The organism is Bacillus sp. SG20033, from assembly GCF_044570195.1.
GTDB lineage: Bacteria > Bacillota > Bacilli > Bacillales > Bacillaceae > Bacillus > Bacillus subtilis.
In genome coordinates, this window is sequence record NZ_CP172606.1 from 335843 (window position 1) to 354783 (window position 18941).

18 protein-coding genes are annotated in these 18941 nt (G+C 46.3%); 14 read left to right on the forward strand and 4 right to left on the reverse strand.

Translation table 11 applies throughout. The features are described from left to right. The first annotated feature begins 91 nt into the window (after nt 1-91). On the forward strand, nt 92-1057 hold the full coding sequence (locus tag ACFVP7_RS01820) for an L-lactate dehydrogenase (protein WP_003234685.1): 966 nt from the start codon (nt 92-94) through the stop codon (nt 1055-1057). Nucleotides 1058-1088: 31 nt separating this feature from the next. Next, nucleotides 1089-2714 carry an L-lactate permease gene (locus ACFVP7_RS01825; protein WP_038427334.1) on the forward strand — a complete coding sequence of 542 codons (1626 nt, stop codon included), beginning with the start codon at nt 1089-1091 and terminating at the stop codon, nt 2712-2714. 43 nt (nt 2715-2757) lie between these two features. Here ACFVP7_RS01825 and bmr3 read toward each other — a convergent pair whose 3' ends face one another. After that, a complete protein-coding gene (gene bmr3 / locus ACFVP7_RS01830) occupies nt 2758-4296 on the reverse strand; it encodes a multidrug efflux MFS transporter Bmr3 (RefSeq protein WP_003234681.1) in 1539 nt (512 codons plus the stop codon). 112 nt (nt 4297-4408) lie between these two features. Between bmr3 and ACFVP7_RS01835 the strand changes: the two genes are divergently transcribed. From ACFVP7_RS01835 to ACFVP7_RS01845, 3 genes are all read left to right on the forward strand, one after another. Further along, complete coding sequence (locus ACFVP7_RS01835; RefSeq protein WP_046664293.1) at nt 4409-4873, forward strand: MarR family transcriptional regulator; 465 nt, start codon at nt 4409-4411, stop codon at nt 4871-4873. Between the two features lie 73 nt (nt 4874-4946). Next, entirely contained in the window at nt 4947-5576 is a 630-nt protein-coding gene (locus ACFVP7_RS01840) for a LysE family translocator (RefSeq protein WP_003246469.1), read from the forward strand. Nucleotides 5577-5645: 69 nt separating this feature from the next. Further along, nucleotides 5646-6407, forward strand: coding sequence for a YqcI/YcgG family protein (locus ACFVP7_RS01845; protein ID WP_124060114.1), 762 nt, complete (start codon nt 5646-5648; stop codon nt 6405-6407). Nucleotide 6408: 1 nt separating this feature from the next. Here the strand turns inward: ACFVP7_RS01845 and ACFVP7_RS01850 are convergent, their stop codons facing one another. After that, on the reverse strand, nt 6409-7749 hold the full coding sequence (locus ACFVP7_RS01850) for an amino acid permease (protein ID WP_163117750.1): 1341 nt from the start codon (nt 7747-7749) through the stop codon (nt 6409-6411). Between the two features lie 129 nt (nt 7750-7878). On the opposite strand from ACFVP7_RS01850, the gene ACFVP7_RS01855 reads away from it, so the two are divergent. After that, nucleotides 7879-8475: a DUF1989 domain-containing protein gene (locus ACFVP7_RS01855; RefSeq protein WP_003246345.1), complete on the forward strand. Its 597-nt coding sequence runs from the start codon at nt 7879-7881 to the stop codon at nt 8473-8475. Between the two features lie 129 nt (nt 8476-8604). Further along, nucleotides 8605-9423 (forward strand): ammonia-dependent NAD(+) synthetase, encoded by an 819-nt coding sequence (gene nadE, locus ACFVP7_RS01860; RefSeq protein ID WP_003246440.1) that lies wholly within the window; start codon nt 8605-8607, stop codon nt 9421-9423. Nucleotides 9424-9472: 49 nt separating this feature from the next. Here nadE and tmrB read toward each other — a convergent pair whose 3' ends face one another. Beyond that, nucleotides 9473-10066, reverse strand: a complete 594-nt coding sequence (tmrB, locus tag ACFVP7_RS01865; protein WP_163117765.1) for a tunicamycin resistance ATP-binding TmrB — start codon at nt 10064-10066, stop codon at nt 9473-9475. 276 nt (nt 10067-10342) lie between these two features. Here tmrB and ACFVP7_RS01870 point away from each other — a divergent pair, with 276 nt between their 5' ends. Beyond that, nucleotides 10343-10903: a shikimate kinase gene (locus tag ACFVP7_RS01870; protein WP_014475740.1), complete on the forward strand. Its 561-nt coding sequence runs from the start codon at nt 10343-10345 to the stop codon at nt 10901-10903. Nucleotides 10904-10930: 27 nt separating this feature from the next. On the opposite strand, the gene ACFVP7_RS01875 is transcribed toward ACFVP7_RS01870, so the two are convergent. Continuing rightward, nucleotides 10931-11692 carry a class I SAM-dependent methyltransferase gene (locus ACFVP7_RS01875; RefSeq protein WP_396582932.1) on the reverse strand — a complete coding sequence of 254 codons (762 nt, stop codon included), beginning with the start codon at nt 11690-11692 and terminating at the stop codon, nt 10931-10933. A 116-nt stretch (nt 11693-11808) separates the two neighbouring features. On the opposite strand from ACFVP7_RS01875, the gene ACFVP7_RS01880 reads away from it, so the two are divergent. The 6 genes from ACFVP7_RS01880 to putP all read left to right on the forward strand — a co-directional run bounded on the left by ACFVP7_RS01880 (nt 11809) and on the right by putP (nt 18887). After that, nucleotides 11809-12783, forward strand: coding sequence for a LysR family transcriptional regulator (locus ACFVP7_RS01880; RefSeq protein WP_396582933.1), 975 nt, complete (start codon nt 11809-11811; stop codon nt 12781-12783). Nucleotides 12784-12854: 71 nt separating this feature from the next. Then, nucleotides 12855-13811 carry a cephalosporin C deacetylase gene (gene cah, locus ACFVP7_RS01885; RefSeq protein ID WP_338732200.1) on the forward strand — a complete coding sequence of 319 codons (957 nt, stop codon included), beginning with the start codon at nt 12855-12857 and terminating at the stop codon, nt 13809-13811. A gap of 83 nt (nt 13812-13894) precedes the next feature. Further along, complete coding sequence (locus tag ACFVP7_RS01890; protein WP_396582934.1) at nt 13895-14677, forward strand: nucleotidyltransferase domain-containing protein; 783 nt, start codon at nt 13895-13897, stop codon at nt 14675-14677. 189 nt (nt 14678-14866) lie between these two features. After that, nucleotides 14867-15778 (forward strand): proline dehydrogenase PutB, encoded by a 912-nt coding sequence (gene putB / locus ACFVP7_RS01895; protein ID WP_003246421.1) that lies wholly within the window; start codon nt 14867-14869, stop codon nt 15776-15778. Nucleotides 15779-15794: 16 nt separating this feature from the next. Further along, nucleotides 15795-17342 (forward strand): L-glutamate gamma-semialdehyde dehydrogenase, encoded by a 1548-nt coding sequence (gene pruA, locus ACFVP7_RS01900; RefSeq protein ID WP_003234655.1) that lies wholly within the window; start codon nt 15795-15797, stop codon nt 17340-17342. 123 nt (nt 17343-17465) lie between these two features. Then, nucleotides 17466-18887, forward strand: coding sequence for a sodium/proline symporter PutP (gene putP / locus ACFVP7_RS01905; RefSeq protein WP_396582935.1), 1422 nt, complete (start codon nt 17466-17468; stop codon nt 18885-18887). The last annotated feature ends 54 nt before the right edge of the window (nt 18888-18941 follow it).

Below are 18941 nucleotides of genomic sequence, written 5' to 3' on the forward strand. Positions count from 1 at the left end.
CAAAAGTTTGTGAAGTGTTGCACAATATAAATGTGAAATACTTCACAAACAAAAAGACATCAAAGAGAAACATACCCTGGAAGGATGATTAATGATGAACAAACATGTAAATAAAGTAGCTTTAATCGGAGCGGGTTTTGTTGGAAGCAGTTATGCATTTGCGTTAATTAACCAAGGGATCACAGATGAGCTTGTGGTCATTGATGTAAATAAAGAAAAAGCAATGGGCGATGTGATGGATTTAAACCACGGAAAGGCGTTTGCGCCACAACCGGTCAAAACATCTTACGGAACATATGAAGACTGCAAGGATGCTGATATTGTCTGCATTTGCGCAGGAGCAAACCAAAAACCTGGTGAGACACGCCTTGAATTAGTAGAAAAGAACTTGAAGATTTTCAAAGGCATCGTTAGTGAAGTCATGGCGAGCGGATTTGACGGCATTTTCTTAGTCGCGACAAATCCGGTTGATATCCTGACTTACGCAACATGGAAATTCAGCGGCCTGCCAAAAGAGCGGGTGATCGGAAGCGGCACAACACTAGATTCTGCGAGATTCCGTTTCATGCTGAGCGAATACTTTGGCGCAGCGCCTCAAAACGTGCACGCGCATATTATCGGAGAGCACGGCGACACAGAGCTTCCTGTTTGGAGTCACGCGAATGTCGGCGGTGTGCCGGTCAGTGAACTCGTTGAGAAAAACGATGCGTACAAACAAGAGGAGCTGGACCAAATTGTAGATGATGTGAAAAACGCAGCTTACCATATCATTGAGAAAAAAGGCGCGACTTATTATGGGGTTGCGATGAGTCTTGCTCGCATTACAAAAGCCATTCTTCATAATGAAAACAGCATATTAACTGTCAGCACATATTTGGACGGGCAATACGGTGCAGATGACGTGTACATCGGTGTGCCGGCTGTCGTGAACCGCGGAGGGATCGCAGGTATCACTGAGCTGAACTTAAATGAGAAAGAAAAAGAACAGTTCCTTCACAGCGCCGGCGTCCTTAAAAACATTTTAAAACCTCATTTTGCAGAACAAAAAGTCAACTAACCGCAACTTTAGAGTAAAGGGCTGATTGTCAATGTGGGAGCAGTTGTATGATCCGTTTGGAAACGAGTATGTGAGCGCACTTGTGGCGCTCACTCCGATTCTCTTTTTTCTTTTGGCTTTAACTGTTTTGAAAATGAAAGGCATTCTTGCGGCATTTCTTACCCTAGCCGTCAGTTTCTTCGTCTCCGTTTTGGCATTTCATATGCCGGTTGAAAAAGCGATTTCTTCTGTTTTGTTAGGAATCGGGAGCGGGCTGTGGCCTATTGGCTACATCGTTCTGATGGCGGTGTGGCTGTATAAAATCGCAGTGAAAACCGGGAAATTTACCATTATTCGGTCCAGCATTGCCGGCATTTCGCCTGACCAACGATTACAGCTATTATTAATTGGTTTTTGTTTTAACGCGTTTTTAGAAGGCGCGGCCGGTTTTGGTGTTCCGATTGCGATTAGTGCGGCGCTGCTCGTCGAACTTGGTTTTAAACCGTTGAAAGCGGCGGCGCTCTGCTTGATTGCAAACGCCGCCTCCGGAGCCTTTGGGGCGATCGGGATTCCTGTCATCACAGGGGCGCAGATTGGTGATTTGTCTGCTCTTGAGCTGTCACGGACATTAATGTGGACACTGCCGATGATCTCATTTTTAATACCATTCCTGCTTGTATTCTTATTAGACCGAATGAAAGGAATCAAACAGACATGGCCCGCTCTTCTGGTTGTGAGCGGTGGGTATACAGCGGTTCAGACACTGACAATGGCGGTGCTCGGGCCGGAATTAGCAAACATTTTGGCGGCCTTATTCAGCATGGGCGGGCTTGCCCTCTTCCTCCGCAAATGGCAGCCGAAAGAGATTTACCGCGAGGAAGGGGCCGGCGATGCTGGTGAGAAAAAGGCATACCGTGCCGCTGACATTGCGAAAGCGTGGTCTCCTTTCTACATTTTAACTGCGGCGATCACCATCTGGAGCCTTCCTGCCTTCAAAGCGCTTTTCCAAGAAGGCGGGCTGTTATATCAATCAACGCTCCTGTTCAAAATGCCTTTTCTGCATCAGCAAATTATGAAAATGCCGCCGATTGCGCCATCTGCCATGCCGTTAGATGCAGTCTTTAAAGTTGATCTGCTGTCAGCGACTGGTACAGCGATTTTAGCGGCGGTCATCGTGACAGGGCTGTTCAGCAAAAAGTTCTCCTCCCGGGATGCCTTTGCTTCCCTGAAGGAGACAGGAAAAGAGCTGTGGGTGCCGATTATGACGATCTGCTTCGTGATGGGGTTTGCCAATCTGGCCAACTTCGCAGGGCTCAGCTCTTCAATTGGGTTAGCATTGGCGAAAACAGGAGACCTGTTCCCGTTTGTCAGTCCTGTTCTTGGCTGGATTGGCGTGTTCATCACCGGTTCTGTTGTCAGCAATAACGCTTTGTTCGGTCATTTGCAGGTTGTCACCGGAGCGCAGATCGGTGCGGGTTCAGACTTGCTGTTAGCCGCAAATACGGCGGGCGGTGTCATGGCGAAACTTGTTTCTCCTCAATCTATCGCCATCGCTGCCGCAGCGGTCGGCCAAACAGGCAAGGAATCTAAACTGTTTAAAAGGACAGTGGCGTACAGCCTGATTCTGTTATTGATCATTTGTATATGGACGTTTATTCTTGCAAGATTAGGAGTGTAATAGAAAAAAGCAGTACATGCCCAGCATGTACTGCTTTTTTATGTTAATTTGCTTTCTTTGTCATTTCGGCTGTTGTTTTCACTCTGGCTTTCCCCATAAATAAAATGGTAACCGCCGCGAGGACAATTGGAATCAAAGCGAGCAAAAAGACATACGTAATACTTGATGACATCGCGTCAATAATGCGATTCAGGATCGCATCAGGAATCTGGGAACGTGTTCCCGCTTGGAATATCTCTTGCGGGTCGCCAATATTTTGCGCAGCACCTGATCCCGCTGAGCCTTTCATCCCGCTGAAGGCGTCGCTCAGCTTGTTCGTGAATACGTTTGTTTGCACCGTTCCGAAAATGGTGACGCCTAAGGTCATGCCAAATGATCGCAAAAATGAATTTGTAGAGTTTGCCGTTCCCCGAAAGCGAGGTTCAAGATCATTCATCGATGCCGCCGGCAGCAGGGAGAAGTTAAAGCCTACACCAAAGCCTGAAATCATCATAAAGACTGTCAGCCATACCCGTGCTGTGTCAGGCGTCATATTGGAAAGAAGCAGCATGCCGATAAAGAAAGCTATAACAGATATCAGCATCAAATTGCGGAAGCTTGCCTTCGTTTGGAAGATCCCGCCGATCATGCTTCCGATGACTGATCCAATCATCATCGGCGTCAGAATGAAGCCCGCGCTTGTCGCCGAGCTGCCGTAGACCGCCTGAACGAAAATCGGAATAAATACCGCTAAAATAATAAATGTTCCGCCATACAGGAAAGCGAGAATCTGTGCTGTGGCAAACAAGCGGTTCTTAAACATCCAGAAAGAAATAATCGGCTCTTCTGCTTTTCTCTCCACAATAAAAAAGGCAATGAAGAAAACGGCGAATACAATAAACAGCCCAATGATCTGAATGGAGTTCCAATCGTATGTTTTGCCGCCAAGCTCAAGGGCGAACATCAGGCATACAATGGATACGACTAAGGTAATCGCGCCGCCCCAGTCTATTTTCTGCTTTCTGTGCTCCAGAGATTCTTTGTAGTAGCGAATAATGAAAAACAATGACAATGCGCCGATCGGCACATTGATGTAAAACACCCAGTGCCAGCTGATCGAATCTGTAATGATCGCGCCTAAGAGCGGACCAAGAACACTGGATAATCCAAATACAGCACCGAACATGCCGGACATTTTTCCGCGTTTTTCCGGCGGAAACAAATCGAAGATAATGGTAAAGGCAATCGGCAGGAGCGCGCCGCCTCCGATCCCTTGAATGGCCCGGAAGATGATCAGCTGATTCATCGTCTGGGCAATCCCGCATAAAGCAGAACCGATTAAGAAAAAAATAAGTCCAAACAGGAAAAAACGTTTTCGGCCGTACATATCGGAAAGCTTGCCGTAAATCGGCATGCCAGCCATAACCGCCACCATATAGGATGCCGTCACCCAGGCAAATTTATCGAAGCTTCCAAGATCGGCTACGATATTGCCCATCGCGGTGGCAACAATCGTATTGTCCATTGCAGACATCAAGATGCCCAGCAGGAGACCGAGGACCACAAATTTGGTGGAAGCCTGTTTTGCTGTTGTTGTGTCCATTTGTTCTACCTCCTCTTACTTTTCTATGTAAGTTCTGATATCATGATAATAGTTTGATCGTTGAATATCTCGATTATCAAGATAAACTCGATTTTATAGGGAGGACTGTCAGTTGTCAACAAGAAATTCCAGAAGTGAGTTGGAAAGGACTGCTGTTCAGCTTTTTCGAAAACTGGGCACAAGAACGGTCCTGTTTCATCAGGCAGCCGCTCAAGCTCTCGGTCTGTTTCCCACCGATTTGAAATCAGCTGACATCTTAAATGAAGCAGGTCCGATGACGGCCGGAGAGCTGGGGAAAAAAACCGGCCTCAGCACGGGTTCCGTCACGGCGCTTGTTGACCGGCTGGAAAAAGCGGGGTATGTGGCTCGTGAAAAGGACCCGAACGATCGCAGGAGAGTCGTAATCGTCCCTTTGACTGCTTCGAAAAAACATATAAAGGATTTGTTCCGTCCTCTGTCTGAGTCAACGATGGATTTGTGCCGCGAATATACGGAAGAGGAGCTGGAACTCATTTTCAGTTTTGTAGGCAAAGCCGCCGATATTATGGAGGAAGAGCTTGAACGTCTGAAACAGTAAGTGAATTTGTGCATAGCTTGGCCCGTTCCCGAATAAATTGTACAAGTTACATAAGAGAAGGGAGTACGGGCCGGTGAACATTTTTTTGAGCTATATTGTGCTGGGACTGTCCTTGTCTGCGCCTGTGGGGCCAGTGAATGCGGCGCAAATAGACAAAGGAATTAAAAACGGTTTTTGGCATGCATGGATTTTCGGTTTAGGCGCCATGACAGCGGATGGGCTGTACATGCTTTTTATCTATTTCGGGCTGTCACAGTTTTTGACCGCTCCATTTGTGAAAACGTTTTTGTGGCTCTTTGGCTTTTTTGTCCTGACCTATACCGGAATTGAAACGCTGAAAAACGTCAGAGAACCGATGGATGTGCGAAGCTCGCGGGGGAAACCGTCATACAGGAAAACATTCGCATCGGGTTTTCTCATTTCATTGTCAAACCCATTGAGCATCCTTTTTTGGCTTGGAATTTACGGAAGCATTCTTGCGAAAACAGCAGAGGCCTACAATATGAATCAGCTTCTAATCTATAGCTCCGGCATCATGATCGGCATTTTAATCTGGGATTTCTGCATGGCTATCACAGCCAGTACGTTCAGAAACCTGCTTCATGAAAAGCTATTGAGAGGATTGACCGGAATCGCCGGTGTATCCCTCCTTGTGTTTGGCTTTTACTTTGGTTATCAGGGCATCAAACAGTTATTGGGCTGATTCATGAAGGACAGTCACCTGCCGCTTCCAGTTTTAATATAGTATCCAGATGATACTGGAGGTGGATCAATGGTGAATGGGATTTACACCAAAAGTTTTCTGGAACGTATTCAGGAAGAGCTTCCTGAATGGCAAAGAATCGCTTTTGAGCTGCTGGCAGAAACTCTGGGAGACGACGCGGATACGTTTCCGTGCATTCCCGGACGCCAGGCGTTTCTGACTGATCAGCTTCGGATTGCTTTTGCCGGAGATCCGCGGGAAAACCGTACAGCGGAGGAACTGGCTCCGTTGCTTTCGGAGTACGGCAAGATATCGCGGGACACGGGAAAATACGCATCCCTCGTTGTGTTGTTTGATACACCGGAAGATTTGGCGGAGCATTATTCGATTGAAGCGTATGAAGAGCTGTTTTGGCGCTTTTTAAATAGACTGAGTCATCAAGACGAAAAAGAATGGCCGGAAGACATTCCGGCCGATCCCGAGCATTATAAATGGGAGTTTTGTTTTGACGGCGAGCCGTATTTCATTCTGTGCGCTACACCGGGGCACGAGGCAAGAAGAAGCCGGAGCTTTCCTTTTTTTATGGTCACGTTTCAGCCAAGGTGGGTGTTTGATGACCTAAATGGATCAACTGCATTTGGCCGTAACATGAGCAGGCTGATCCGATCTCGTTTAGAGGCCTATGATCAGGCTCCGATTCACCCGCAATTAGGCTGGTACGGAGGAAAGAATAATCGTGAATGGAAGCAGTATTTCCTCCGTGATGACGAAAAACAGGTATCGAAGTGCCCGTTTTCTTATTTAAAGAACATGTTCAACAAAATGCAATAAATCAGGGACTGGCAGGGCGATCTTTATGACCCTGCTTTTTTTGATAGATCATGGTCACGATGGCGATGATCACGAGAAAACCTATGCTGACGAAAAAACCGGGCCGGCTTGATTTTTCAAACAATGTACCGGACACAGCCGCAGCAATCAGAACCATCGCTAAATAAATTTGCGTTTTTCCCATGCCCTCGGGATCAGTCAGCTTTTTGCTGGAGAACAGGATAAACAGCCAAGTGTATAAAAGCATAAGCCCCGCAGCTGTTGTCATATGCTCATAAATGTTTTTAGGCAGCACTAACGACAGAATAATGGAGAGGACAAGCCCCGCAAACGTCAGCCCAAGTGCCGGCCAGCATATTTTTTTGCCTTCCTTTAGAGTAAAGCATTTCGGCGCGTCGCCGTCATCAGCCATTGTACAAAGCAATGTCGTAACGGCAAAAAGCGAAGCGACAAGGGTCGAGAACCCGGCGATGATGAAAATCCCGTTAAATATATCAAGGATGATCTCAAGGTTATATCCTTTTAATGATGTAATGAACGGACTGTCCTGTTCAGTAAACGCGTGTAACGGAACCAAAAGCAGAGCAAGCCCGATTGAAATGATATAAATAATCGCCAGCGTCGCCAACATCAGTTTCCCTGATTTAGACGCTTCCTCAGGTTTTTTTAAGTGAACCGCCATCAGCCCCATGACCTCAATTCCGCCAAAAGCGTAAAACGCGTAGATTAAACCTGTCCACAGCCCCATGGCGCCGTATGGGAAAAACTCATTTGTCTTATTTGGAACATGTATGCCGTGATTTCCGCCGGACAGGATACCGCATAAAGCCAGGATGGCAATGACAATAAACATAAAAATAGCAGCTGTTTTAATGACTGCCAGCACGTTTTCTGTTTTTTCAAAGACGGACAGGCCGGTGAAAATAATAAGGAGCCCCAGTACTGCGTAGATTGAGGCGAACACCCATAGCGGCACTTGAGGAAACCAATGCTTCGTAAATAGCGAAATGGCTGTCAGCTGGCTGCCAGTAATCAGCATTTCTGATGTCCAGTACACCCAGCCGTTGCTGAAGCCTGCCCATTTGCCGAATGCTTTTCGGGCATACGCACAAAACGAGCCCTTTTCCGGCTGCTTCGCCGACAGCTTGGCGAGCTGTTCAAAGACAAAATACGTACCGATCCCTGCGATCAGAAATGAAAGGAGAACGGAAAAACCGCTTTTTACAATTGCGATGCTGGAACCGAGAAAGAAGCCTGTTCCAATCGTGCAGCCGACTCCGATCAGTGACAGCTGCCACCAAGCCAGATTCCCTTTTGGCTGGTCTTTTTTTGTTTGGCTCATTATTTATTCAACCCCTTTTATCTAAGGTTAGATTGTGATCTGTCCGAAGCTTATATACATCGGATTTTTGCCTCTTTTTACATGGAGAAGGAAGCGGACGCTCATACTAATGAAAAAAGGAGCAAACCAATGACACAGCAATATATTGTGGAGCCGAAAAAAGGGCTTGGGCTGAAGCTGAAAAAGGGGCAGATTTTAAAGGTGGTTGATGTAGAAGGGCAGCAGGTGGCTGATTTTGTCGCATACCATGCCAAGGATTTTTATGAACACCTTGATCAGGGAGCGACGATAGACGCCAATCACTCCATTCATGTGAAGGTCAACGACCATCTCTACTCCAACCTGTATAAGCCGATGTTAACCCTGATTGAAGATACGGTCGGCAAGCATGATCTGCTGCTGCCCGCCTGCCGTCCTGATATGAACAGGCTCTTATATGGGAAGCAAAAGGATGAGTTTCAGGATACGTGCTATGACAATATGAACCGTGCGCTTGAGCAGTTTGGCGTACCGAAGCCTCACATGCATTACCCATTTGCGATTTTTATGAATACTGTCCTTGATGAGAAAGGGAATCTGTCTGTGGAAACGCCGCTTTCGAATGCCGGAGATTATGTAAGGCTCAGGGCGGAGATGGATTTAATTGTCGCGTTTTCTTCCTGCCCGATTGAAAAAGGGAAATGCAATGGCGACAGTGTGACATCCATACGGGTTGAAGTCAGCTGATCTCTCTTGTTCACTGTGAATGAAGACCTGTGCTATATTTAATAGGGATACATAACAGTCATGATTCATTTTCATTGATTTGGGGAAATGATCAGTAACAAGGGAAAATGTACAGGAGGAATGATTGGGATGAGCATGCAGGAAAAGATTATGCGTGAATTACATGTGAAGCCCTCAATTGATCCAAAGCAAGAAATTGAGGACCGAGTCAATTTTTTAAAACAATATGTAAAGAAAACCGGTGCTAAAGGCTTTGTATTGGGAATCAGCGGCGGCCAGGATTCAACACTTGCGGGAAGACTCGCTCAGCTTGCGGTGGAGAGCATTCGCGAGGAGGGCGGAGACGCTCAATTTATCGCGGTCCGTCTTCCGCATGGCACACAGCAGGATGAAGACGATGCCCAGCTTGCTTTGAAGTTTATTAAGCCGGATAAATCATGGAAGTTTGATATTAAATCGACAGTCAGCGCTTTTTCTGATCAGTATCAGCAGGAAACAGGCGATCAGCTGACTGACTTTAATAAAGGAAACGTAAAAGCAAGAACAAGAATGATCGCGCAATACGCGATCGGCGGCCAGGAAGGCCTGCTTGTGTTAGGAACAGACCATGCTGCTGAAGCAGTGACTGGTTTCTTTACGAAGTACGGTGACGGCGGAGCAGACCTCCTGCCGCTGACAGGCTTGACGAAGCGCCAGGGAAGAACCCTGCTGAAAGAGCTGGGTGCACCGGAACGCTTATACTTAAAAGAACCGACTGCCGATCTGCTCGACGAAAAACCGCAGCAGTCGGATGAAACAGAGCTTGGCATTTCCTACGACGAGATTGACGATTATCTCGAAGGAAAAGAAGTATCAGCGAAAGTATCAGAAGCGCTGGAAAAACGCTACAGCATGACTGAACATAAACGCCAGGTTCCGGCGTCTATGTTTGATGACTGGTGGAAATAAGTTAAAGAAAGCCCGCTCTCGGAGCGGGCTTTTGTCGTGTACAGAAGCTTTATTTGATGCGGATATGATTCAGCTTTACCATTAATCTGTCGGTGAACCTTCGGAGGCTGCCTCTCGTATCAGGATCTAATGGGAGTTCGGCTCTCGCGGCAATGTACTCTGCCACATCCTGAATCGACAGGTTGTCTGTTTGAATGTGGTCCTCAAAAATAGGTGATGATAAGCCTTCAACGCAGCGGTCAATTTGTTTGGCGGCCCAGGAGTTTTTTCCTTCTGCTCTGGTGCGCAGCCTTTTTAACAAGGTTTCCTTTGAAGCCATTAATGTAAAGTGATGAACGATCCTCCCTTCATGTCTGAGCCTGCCGATGATCTCATTGAAGTATTCAGGATGTACAATCGTCATAGGCACAATAATGATGCCGCGGTATGTATCTGTCAGAGAAGCTAGCAAACTGTAATTGAACGCCCGCCATAAGGGATAGCTTTGAAAATCGTCCTTTGCGATCTCCTGCGGCACCATGGAGCGCAGCGCAAAACCCATTTTCTCGGGATCATACACGTAAGATGGTTTCAGCCTTCTGTGCAGTTCGAAGGCTGTTTGTGTTTTTCCGGAACCGAATGCCCCGTTTATCCAAATGATCATCGCCATTTCTCCCTTCCTATTCATCTTACAGAAAAAGACCCTTCCATCGAAGAGTCAGCTGGAAAAACAATAAAGGCGGAAGGTTTTAATGCTTTTTTGCGTCGAAGTATTAAAATACCTGCAGAAATGTTGTACAATGAATGTCATTCAGGCAAAAATGGCTAAACAACAAAGCACACTAAAGCTTGACCGGTAAAGCCGGTATCTATATAAATATTCGCTAAATAAGCATATAATGAAGATAAAATTTCATTCCTTAGGAGGATTTCGCCGAAGATGAACGCTAAACGAGCCATCCCAGTAAGAGAAAGAAATATCGTCCTGATCGGATTCATGGGTGTAGGAAAAACAACAATCGGCCAATTGGTCGCTAAAAAATTATATAGAGATTTTATTGATATTGACCAAGAGATCGAAAAGGATTTCAATATGTCAATTCCTGAGATATTTGAGAAAAAGGGAGAAGACTTTTTCCGGAAAACGGAGAAGGAATATATTTTAGACATCTGCCATCATAAACGATTCAAAATCGTATCTCTGGGCGGGGGATCTTTTAAACAAGAAGAAATCAGAAATTGCTGTCTGGAAAACTGTCTCGTGCTTCATCTGGACCTATCATGGGAGAACTGGAAGCAGCGCGCGGATTTATTGATCGAAAGCCGCCCTGTACTGCATAACCGTTCAATGGATGAAATGGAACAGCTGTTTAACGAAAGAAAAGTCATTTATGACAAGCACAATTCAAAAGTGGCAACAGACAACCTTTCCCCGGAAGAGGTTGCCGATTACATTGTTGAGACATTAAAAATTGGCTGGGATCTTTATCAGCCGATGTAACAAGCCGTGCGTAGCGCACGGCTTTTTTTATCGTTTTATCCCTTGTATCAAAATCGCTTTTAAACAAAAGGAGATGGGCTGTCCGTTTTGGTTCAATGTAATACAGAACGTGTCGCGTGCTTCGTCTGATGCGTGGTTCAAGTGGGAAATGATTTGTTTTTCTCGGTCAGCTGGGGTTCCGCCTCGTTTGATCCAGCTATCGTATTGAATCGGCAAATTCCACTTTTGGATGTCTTGATAGGCCAGTTGATTGGCGCTGAACATCGCCTGCCATTCTGATAATGAGCTTTCACGAACATGGGAAGGGTCTCGAAGCCGGTTCAAATGATTGACAAACTCATCAAGAACGGGATCTTCAGGCGCGTAATGATCAACTAAGAGAAAACGTCCGTCCTGTTTTAGTACGCGTGCAACCTCTCTGACAGCTTTGCGGACATCTGAAAAATGGTGGGCTGCGTATCGGCAGGTGATGATGTCAAATGAATCGTCGGGGAAGGGGAGTGACTCTGCCGTTCCTTGCTGAAAGCGTACGTTTTCAGCTCCTTTTTCTTGCGCGAAGGAGGACGCAACCTCAACCATCTCTTTCGTCGCATCAACACCGATGCACTCCTGTACATAAGGAGAAAATGCCAGGGCCGTATGGCCGGCGCCCGCTCCGATATCCAGCACCCGATGCTCTGCCCGGCATTCCGCTGTTTTGATCATCAACCCCAAATCTTCCCCCTCGGCAAATACCTTTTCATCCCGATACATCTCGGCGTTTTTAGAAAACGGTGTTTCATTTGTCATTTGAACCAGCTCCTTTTTTCGTAAATGATGATATGGATTATGTTAGCAATTTCTGTTATGATTCGTCCAAGATATAAAAATGATGAAAACGATAGGTTCAACCTATGGAGGCTGAAATGGATATTAAAGTGATGGAATATGCAGTGGAAATTGCCCGGCGCCAAAGCTTTACAAAGGCGGCGGAACATCTTCATATCGCACAGCCGTCTCTCAGCCAGCAAATCAAAAAGCTTGAGGCTGAGCTGGGGCTTACCCTTTTTCACAGATCTCATGGCTCTGTTACACTGACACCCCACGGCAGGCGTTTCATTGAAAAAGCCGAGGACATCATTCGTTCCAGAGATGATTTGCTTCGGGAAATGCAGGAGCGATCACAGGGAATCGGTCATAAATTATCCATCGGGATTCCTGCTGTAACAGGGAGATATCTCTTTCCTCCGCTGCTGAAGCAGTTTTTGGCGCGCTATCCTCATGTGGAGGTTCAGCTTGTTGAAAAAGATCCGGTTTCATTAGAGGAGATGACGGCAAAGGGAGAAGTTGACCTTTCTGTTTTATCCTTGCCGATCGAGGATGAACGGCTCTCCATTATACCCTTGCTCACGGAACCGATTGTTCTCGCGGTGCCGAAGGAAAAACAAAGGTGGATGCCGCCGGAAATGGTCGCGCTGATTGAGAAAGCGCTGGAAGAAGATGAGGGACACCAGCCGTGTGTGCCGCTTGACATGGTAAGGAACGTGCCATTTATTCTGTTAAAAGAAGGCTTCGGCTTTCGCAGGACAGTTCTCGATCTCTGTGCGGAAAGCGGCTTTAAGCCGAATGCCGCCTTTAAGACGAGCCATATTGAAACCGCCCAATCTCTTGTGGCTAACGGATTAGGTGTGACAATGGCACCGAATATGGTCAGAAGGGATAAAGATCCGGGTGTGATCTATTTATCGATTCAATCCGCGCCATCACGAACCCTCGTCTTTGTCTTTTTAAAGAACCGCTATGTCAGTCTGACGGCCCAGGCCTTTATGGAACTAAGCCGGGAAAGTCTTAAACAAACGTTTGATGAAGGCTGTCTGGGAAACAAAGATGAAAATATTTAGAAAACAAAGACGAAACGTGGTAGTATAGGAATACAAACTAAATCTTATAAAACAAAGGGGAATAATCGGAAATGCAACTATTCGATCTGCCGCTCGACCAATTGCAAACATATAAGCCTGAAAAAACAGCACCGAAAGATTTTTCTGAGTTTTGGAAATTGTCTTTGGAGGAACTTGCAAAAGTCCAAGCAGAACCTGATTTACAGCCGGTTGACTATCCTGCTGACGGAGTAAAAGTGTACCGTCTCACATATAAAAGCTTCGAAAACGCCCGCATTACCGGATGGTACGCGGTGCCTGACAAGCAAGGCCCGCATCCGGCGATCGTGAAATATCATGGCTACAATGCAAGCTATGATGGTGAGATTCATGAAATGGTAAACTGGGCACTCCATGGCTACGCCACATTCGGCATGCTTGTCCGCGGCCAGCAGAGCAGCGAGGATACGAGTATTTCACCGCACGGTCACGCTTTGGGCTGGATGACGAAAGGAATTCTTGATAAAGATACATACTATTACCGCGGTGTTTATTTGGACGCCGTCCGCGCGCTTGAGGTCATCAGCAGCTTCGACGAGGTTGACGAAACAAGGATCGGTGTGACAGGAGGAAGCCAAGGCGGAGGTTTAACCATTGCCGCAGCGGCGCTGTCAGACATTCCAAAAGCCGCGGTTGCCGATTATCCTTATTTAAGCAACTTCGAACGGGCCATTGATGTGGCGCTTGAACAGCCGTACCTTGAAATCAATTCCTTCTTCAGAAGAAATGGCAGCCCGGAAACAGAAGTGCAGGCGATGAAGACACTTTCATATTTCGATATTATGAATCTCGCTGACCGAGTGAAGGTGCCTGTCCTGATGTCAATCGGCCTGATTGACAAGGTCACGCCGCCGTCCACCGTGTTTGCCGCCTACAATCATTTGGAAACAGAGAAAGAGCTGAAGGTGTACCGCTACTTCGGACATGAGTATATCCCTGCTTTTCAAACGGAAAAACTTGCTTTTTTTAAACAGCAACTTAAAGGCTGATAAATGTGAAAAGCCGCCGCATATCATCAGGCGGTTTTTTTCTGCAAACTGCCGGAATGAGAACAGACTGGAGACGAATAGATATGAAACAAAGAATCATTGATGAATTAAAACGGATCGAGCAGTCATACGGAGTCAAAATCGTGTATGCCGTCGAGTCAGGAAGCCGCGCATGGGGATTTCCCTCGCAGGATAGTGATTACGACGTCCGCTTTATTTATGTGCCGAAAAAGGAGTGGTATTTTTCAATTGAGCAGGAGCGTGATGTCATTGAGGAACCGATTCACGATTTGCTGGATATCAGCGGCTGGGAGCTGAGAAAAACGCTTCAGCTTTTCAAAAAGTCAAACCCTCCGCTCCTCGAATGGCTGTCCTCAGACATTGTGTATTATGAAGCATTTACGACCGCAGAGCAGTTAAGAAAACTGCGCACGGAGGCATTTAAGCCTGAAGCAAGCGTGTATCACTATATCAATATGGCGAGAAGGAACGTCAAGGATTATCTACAAGGACAAGAGGTCAAAATTAAAAAGTACTTCTACGTTCTTCGGCCTATTTTGGCCTGCCAATGGATTGAAAAGCACGGAACCATACCGCCAATGGACTTTACTGTTTTGATGAATGAACTTGTTGCTGAACCCAAGCTGAAGGCTGAAATGGAAACCTTGCTTGAACGGAAAAGAAGAGGGGAAGAGCTTGACCTCGAAGCAAGAATCGATGTTATTCACCAATTCATTGAAACGGAAATTGAAAGAATCATGGAAGCGGCAAAAGAACTGAAGGCAGAGAAAAAAGATATGACATCTGAATTGAACCGTTTGCTTTTGAATACGGTTGAAGAAGTGTGGAAGGATGGAGGAAGCTGATGTTTTTTGTCGCTTCCTTTTCTCCTTTATTCGACAGAATCTCCCCCGACTTTCTAACTATCTAATTGTGGCAAACCCACAAAAATAATCAGAATCTTTGTATTTTGAGAATATTGTGAACGCCTGTTTTGTCCATTTACAATAAACTCATACAAATACTTCTTAGATTGCGGGGTGTTGAGGTTGGAAGTGATCACAAGAGATTTTTTCTTATTTTTATCCAAAAGCGGCTTTCTCAATAAAATGGCGAGGAACTGGGGAAGCCGGGTAGCAGCGGGTAAAATTATCGGCGGGAATGACTTTAACAGTTCAATCCCGACCATTCGACAGCTTAACAGCCAAGGCCTGTCAGTTACTGTCGATCATTTAGGCGAGTTTGTGAACAGCGCCGAGGTCGCACGGGAGCGTACGGAAGAGTGCATTCAAACCATTGCGACCATCGCGGATCAGGAGCTGAACTCACACGTTTCTTTAAAAATGACGTCTTTAGGTTTGGATATAGATATGGATTTGGTGTATGAAAATATGACAAAAATCCTTCAGACGGCCGAGAAACATAAAATCATGGTCACCATTGACATGGAGGACGAAGTCAGATGCCAGAAAACGCTTGATATTTTCAAAGATTTCAGAAAGAAATACGAGCATGTGAGCACAGTGCTGCAAGCCTATCTGTACCGGACGGAAAAAGACATTGACGATTTGGATTCTTTAAACCCGTTCCTTCGCCTTGTAAAAGGAGCTTATAAAGAATCAGAAAAAGTAGCTTTCCCGGAGAAAAGCGATGTCGATGAAAATTACAAAAAAATCATCCGAAAGCAGCTCTTAAACGGTCACTATACAGCGATTGCCACACATGACGACAAAATGATCGACTTTACAAAGCAGCTTGCCAAGGAACATGGCATTGCCAATGACAAGTTTGAATTTCAGATGCTGTACGGCATGCGGTCGCAAACCCAGCTCAGCCTCGTAAAAGAAGGTTATAACATGAGAGTCTACCTGCCATACGGCGAGGATTGGTACGGCTACTTTATGAGACGCCTTGCAGAACGTCCGTCAAACATTGCATTTGCTTTCAAAGGAATGACAAAGAAGTAAAAAAGGAGAGATTATCATGACAACACCTTACAAACACGAGCCATTCACAAATTTCCAAGATCAAAACAACGTGGAAGCGTTTAAAAAAGCGCTTGCGACAGTAAGCGAATATTTAGGAAAAGACTATCCGCTTGTCATTAACGGCGAGAGAGTGGAAACGGAAGCGAAAATCGTTTCAATCAACCCGGCTGATAAAGAAGAAGTCGTCGGCCGAGTGTCAAAAGCTTCTCAAGAGCACGCTGAGCAAGCGATTCAAGCGGCTGCAAAAGCATTTGAAGAGTGGAGATACACGTCTCCAGAAGAGAGAGCGGCTGTCCTGTTCCGCGCTGCTGCCAAAGTCCGCAGAAGAAAACATGAATTCTCAGCTTTGCTTGTGAAAGAAGCAGGAAAGCCTTGGAACGAGGCGGATGCAGATACAGCTGAAGCGATTGACTTCATGGAGTATTATGCACGACAAATGATCGAACTGGCAAAAGGCAAACCGGTCAACAGCCGTGAAGGCGAGAAAAACCAATATGTATACACGCCGACTGGAGTGACAGTCGTTATCCCGCCTTGGAACTTCTTGTTTGCGATCATGGCAGGCACAACAGTGGCGCCGATCGTTACTGGAAACACAGTGGTTCTGAAACCTGCGAGTGCTACACCTGTTATTGCAGCAAAATTTGTTGAGGTGCTTGAAGAGTCCGGATTGCCAAAAGGCGTAGTCAACTTTGTTCCGGGAAGCGGAGCGGAAGTAGGCGACTATCTTGTTGACCATCCGAAAACAAGCCTTATCACATTTACGGGATCAAGAGAAGTTGGTACGAGAATTTTCGAACGCGCGGCGAAGGTTCAGCCGGGCCAGCAGCATTTAAAGCGTGTCATCGCTGAAATGGGCGGGAAAGATACGGTTGTTGTTGATGAGGATGCGGACATTGAATTAGCGGCTCAATCAATCTTTACTTCAGCATTCGGCTTTGCGGGACAAAAATGCTCTGCAGGTTCACGTGCAGTAGTTCATGAAAAAGTGTATGATCAAGTATTAGAGCGTGTCATTGAAATTACGGAATCAAAAGTAACAGCTAAACCTGACAGTGCAGATGTTTATATGGGACCTGTCATTGACCAAGGTTCTTATGATAAAATTATGAGCTATATTGAGATCGGAAAACAGGAAGGGCGTTTAGTAAGCGGCGGTACTGGTGATGATTCGAAAGGATACTTCATCAAACCGACGATCTTCGCTGACCTTGATCCGAAAGCAAGACTCATGCAGGAAGAAATTTTCGGACCTGTCGTTGCATTTTGTAAAGTGTCAGACTTTGATGAAGCTTTAGAAGTGGCAAACAATACTGAATATGGTTTGACAGGCGCAGTAATCACAAACAACCGCAAGCACATCGAGCGTGCGAAACAGGAATTCCATGTCGGAAACCTATACTTCAACCGCAACTGTACAGGTGCTATCGTCGGCTACCATCCGTTTGGCGGCTTCAAAATGTCGGGAACGGATTCAAAAGCAGGCGGGCCGGATTACTTGGCTCTGCATATGCAGGCAAAAACAATCAGTGAAATGTTCTAAGCGGGACTAAATGGGCATCCTCCCTGCGGGGGTGTCCATTTCATCCATATACTATAAAAAAGAGGAGGAAGTGCCATAGAAAACACACAGCTGATTATTTCGATTTGTATTTATATGGCGGGAATGCTGCTAATCGGCTACTTTGCTTACAAGCGTACGTCGAATCTGACGGATTACATGCTGGGAGGACGCTCTTTGGGTCCGGCAGTAACCGCTCTCAGTGCCGGCGCTGCCGATATGAGCGGCTGGCTGCTAATGGGGCTTCCGGGCGCCATGTTTTCTACTGGTCTGAGCGGCGCTTGGATCGTCATCGGACTTTGCCTTGGAGCGTGGGCGAACTGGCTTTACGTCGCACCGCGGCTGAGAACCTATACTGAAAAAGCGGGGAATTCGATTACAATTCCCGGATTCCTGGAAAATCGCTTCGGAGATCAAACAAAGCTTCTCAGACTGTTTTCGGGAATTGTCATTTTAGTCTTTTTCACGTTTTATGTATCGTCCGGAATGGTGTCCGGCGGCGTCTTATTCAACAGCATCTTGGGGATGGATTATCACACCGGCCTGTGGATTGTGACGGGCGTTGTTGTGGCGTATACCCTGTTTGGCGGCTTTTTGGCAGTCAGCTGGACAGATTTTGTTCAGGGGATCATTATGTTTGCCGCACTCATTCTTGTGCCGATCGTTACGTTTTTCCACACGGGAGGAGCAGGTGATACAGTTGCTGAAATCCGCTCTGTAGATCCTGATATGTTTAATATTTTCAAAGGAACGAGCGTCCTTGGCATTATTTCTTTGTTTGCCTGGGGGCTGGGATACTTTGGCCAGCCGCATATTATTGTGCGTTTTATGGCGATCACGTCTGTCAAAGAGATCAAAAGAGCGCGCAGAATCGGGATGGGCTGGATGATTTTGTCTGCAATAGGCGCAGTGCTGACCGGTTTGGGCGGAATCGCTTATTACCATCAGCGCGGCATGACACTGAAGGACCCAGAGACGATTTTTATTCAGTTAGGGAATATCTTGTTCCATCCGATTATCACGGGTTTTCTGATTTCAGCGATTTTGGCCGCGATTATGAGTACCATTTCTTCCCAGTTGCTTGTGACATCAAGCTCTCTGGTAGAAGATTTATATAAGTCGATGTTCAGACGCTCAGCTTCAGATAAAGAACTGGTGTTTTTAGGCCGACTGGCTGTTCTGGCTGTTTCAATTGTCGCGTTGGTTCTGGCTTGGGAGAAAAATAACACCATCCTTGGATTGGTCAGCTACGCGTGGGCGGGCTTCGGTGCATCATTCGGGCCGGTTGTACTGCTCAGTCTGTTTTGGAAACGAATGACCAAATGGGGGGCACTCGCCGGCATGATTGTGGGAGCAGCGACTGTAATCATTTGGGCGAATGCCGGTCTTTCGGACTTTCTGTATGAAATGATACCTGGTTTTGCTGCGAGTCTATTATCTGTCTTTTTTGTCAGCATATTGACGCAGGCTCCGTCACAAGCTGTCACAGACCAGTTCAACGACTACCAAGATACAATGTCACAATAAAGATCGAAAGGAGGAGGAAGGGGCTGTCCCTTTTTCCTCTTTTCTCCTTTTAAG

What these genes read in the sequence shown, in the direction of transcription:
- ACFVP7_RS01820 (WP_003234685.1), top strand. Translation starts at nt 92, where the DNA reads ATGATGAACAAACATGTAAATAAAGTAGCTTTAATCGGAGCGGGTTTT.
- ACFVP7_RS01825 (WP_038427334.1), top strand. Translation starts at nt 1,089, where the DNA reads ATGTGGGAGCAGTTGTATGATCCGTTTGGAAACGAGTATGTGAGCGCA.
- bmr3 (WP_003234681.1), bottom strand. Translation starts at nt 4,296, where the DNA reads ATGGACACAACAACAGCAAAACAGGCTTCCACCAAATTTGTGGTCCTC.
- ACFVP7_RS01845 (WP_124060114.1), top strand. Translation starts at nt 5,646, where the DNA reads ATGGTGAATGGGATTTACACCAAAAGTTTTCTGGAACGTATTCAGGAA.
- ACFVP7_RS01850 (WP_163117750.1), bottom strand. Translation starts at nt 7,749, where the DNA reads ATGAGCCAAACAAAAAAAGACCAGCCAAAAGGGAATCTGGCTTGGTGG.
- ACFVP7_RS01855 (WP_003246345.1), top strand. Translation starts at nt 7,879, where the DNA reads ATGACACAGCAATATATTGTGGAGCCGAAAAAAGGGCTTGGGCTGAAG.
- nadE (WP_003246440.1), top strand. Translation starts at nt 8,605, where the DNA reads ATGAGCATGCAGGAAAAGATTATGCGTGAATTACATGTGAAGCCCTCA.
- tmrB (WP_163117765.1), bottom strand. Translation starts at nt 10,066, where the DNA reads ATGATCATTTGGATAAACGGGGCATTCGGTTCCGGAAAAACACAAACA.
- ACFVP7_RS01870 (WP_014475740.1), top strand. Translation starts at nt 10,343, where the DNA reads ATGAACGCTAAACGAGCCATCCCAGTAAGAGAAAGAAATATCGTCCTG.
- ACFVP7_RS01875 (WP_396582932.1), bottom strand. Translation starts at nt 11,692, where the DNA reads ATGACAAATGAAACACCGTTTTCTAAAAACGCCGAGATGTATCGGGAT.
- ACFVP7_RS01880 (WP_396582933.1), top strand. Translation starts at nt 11,809, where the DNA reads ATGGATATTAAAGTGATGGAATATGCAGTGGAAATTGCCCGGCGCCAA.
- cah (WP_338732200.1), top strand. Translation starts at nt 12,855, where the DNA reads ATGCAACTATTCGATCTGCCGCTCGACCAATTGCAAACATATAAGCCT.
- ACFVP7_RS01890 (WP_396582934.1), top strand. Translation starts at nt 13,895, where the DNA reads ATGAAACAAAGAATCATTGATGAATTAAAACGGATCGAGCAGTCATAC.
- pruA (WP_003234655.1), top strand. Translation starts at nt 15,795, where the DNA reads ATGACAACACCTTACAAACACGAGCCATTCACAAATTTCCAAGATCAA.
- putP (WP_396582935.1), top strand. Translation starts at nt 17,466, where the DNA reads ATGCTGCTAATCGGCTACTTTGCTTACAAGCGTACGTCGAATCTGACG.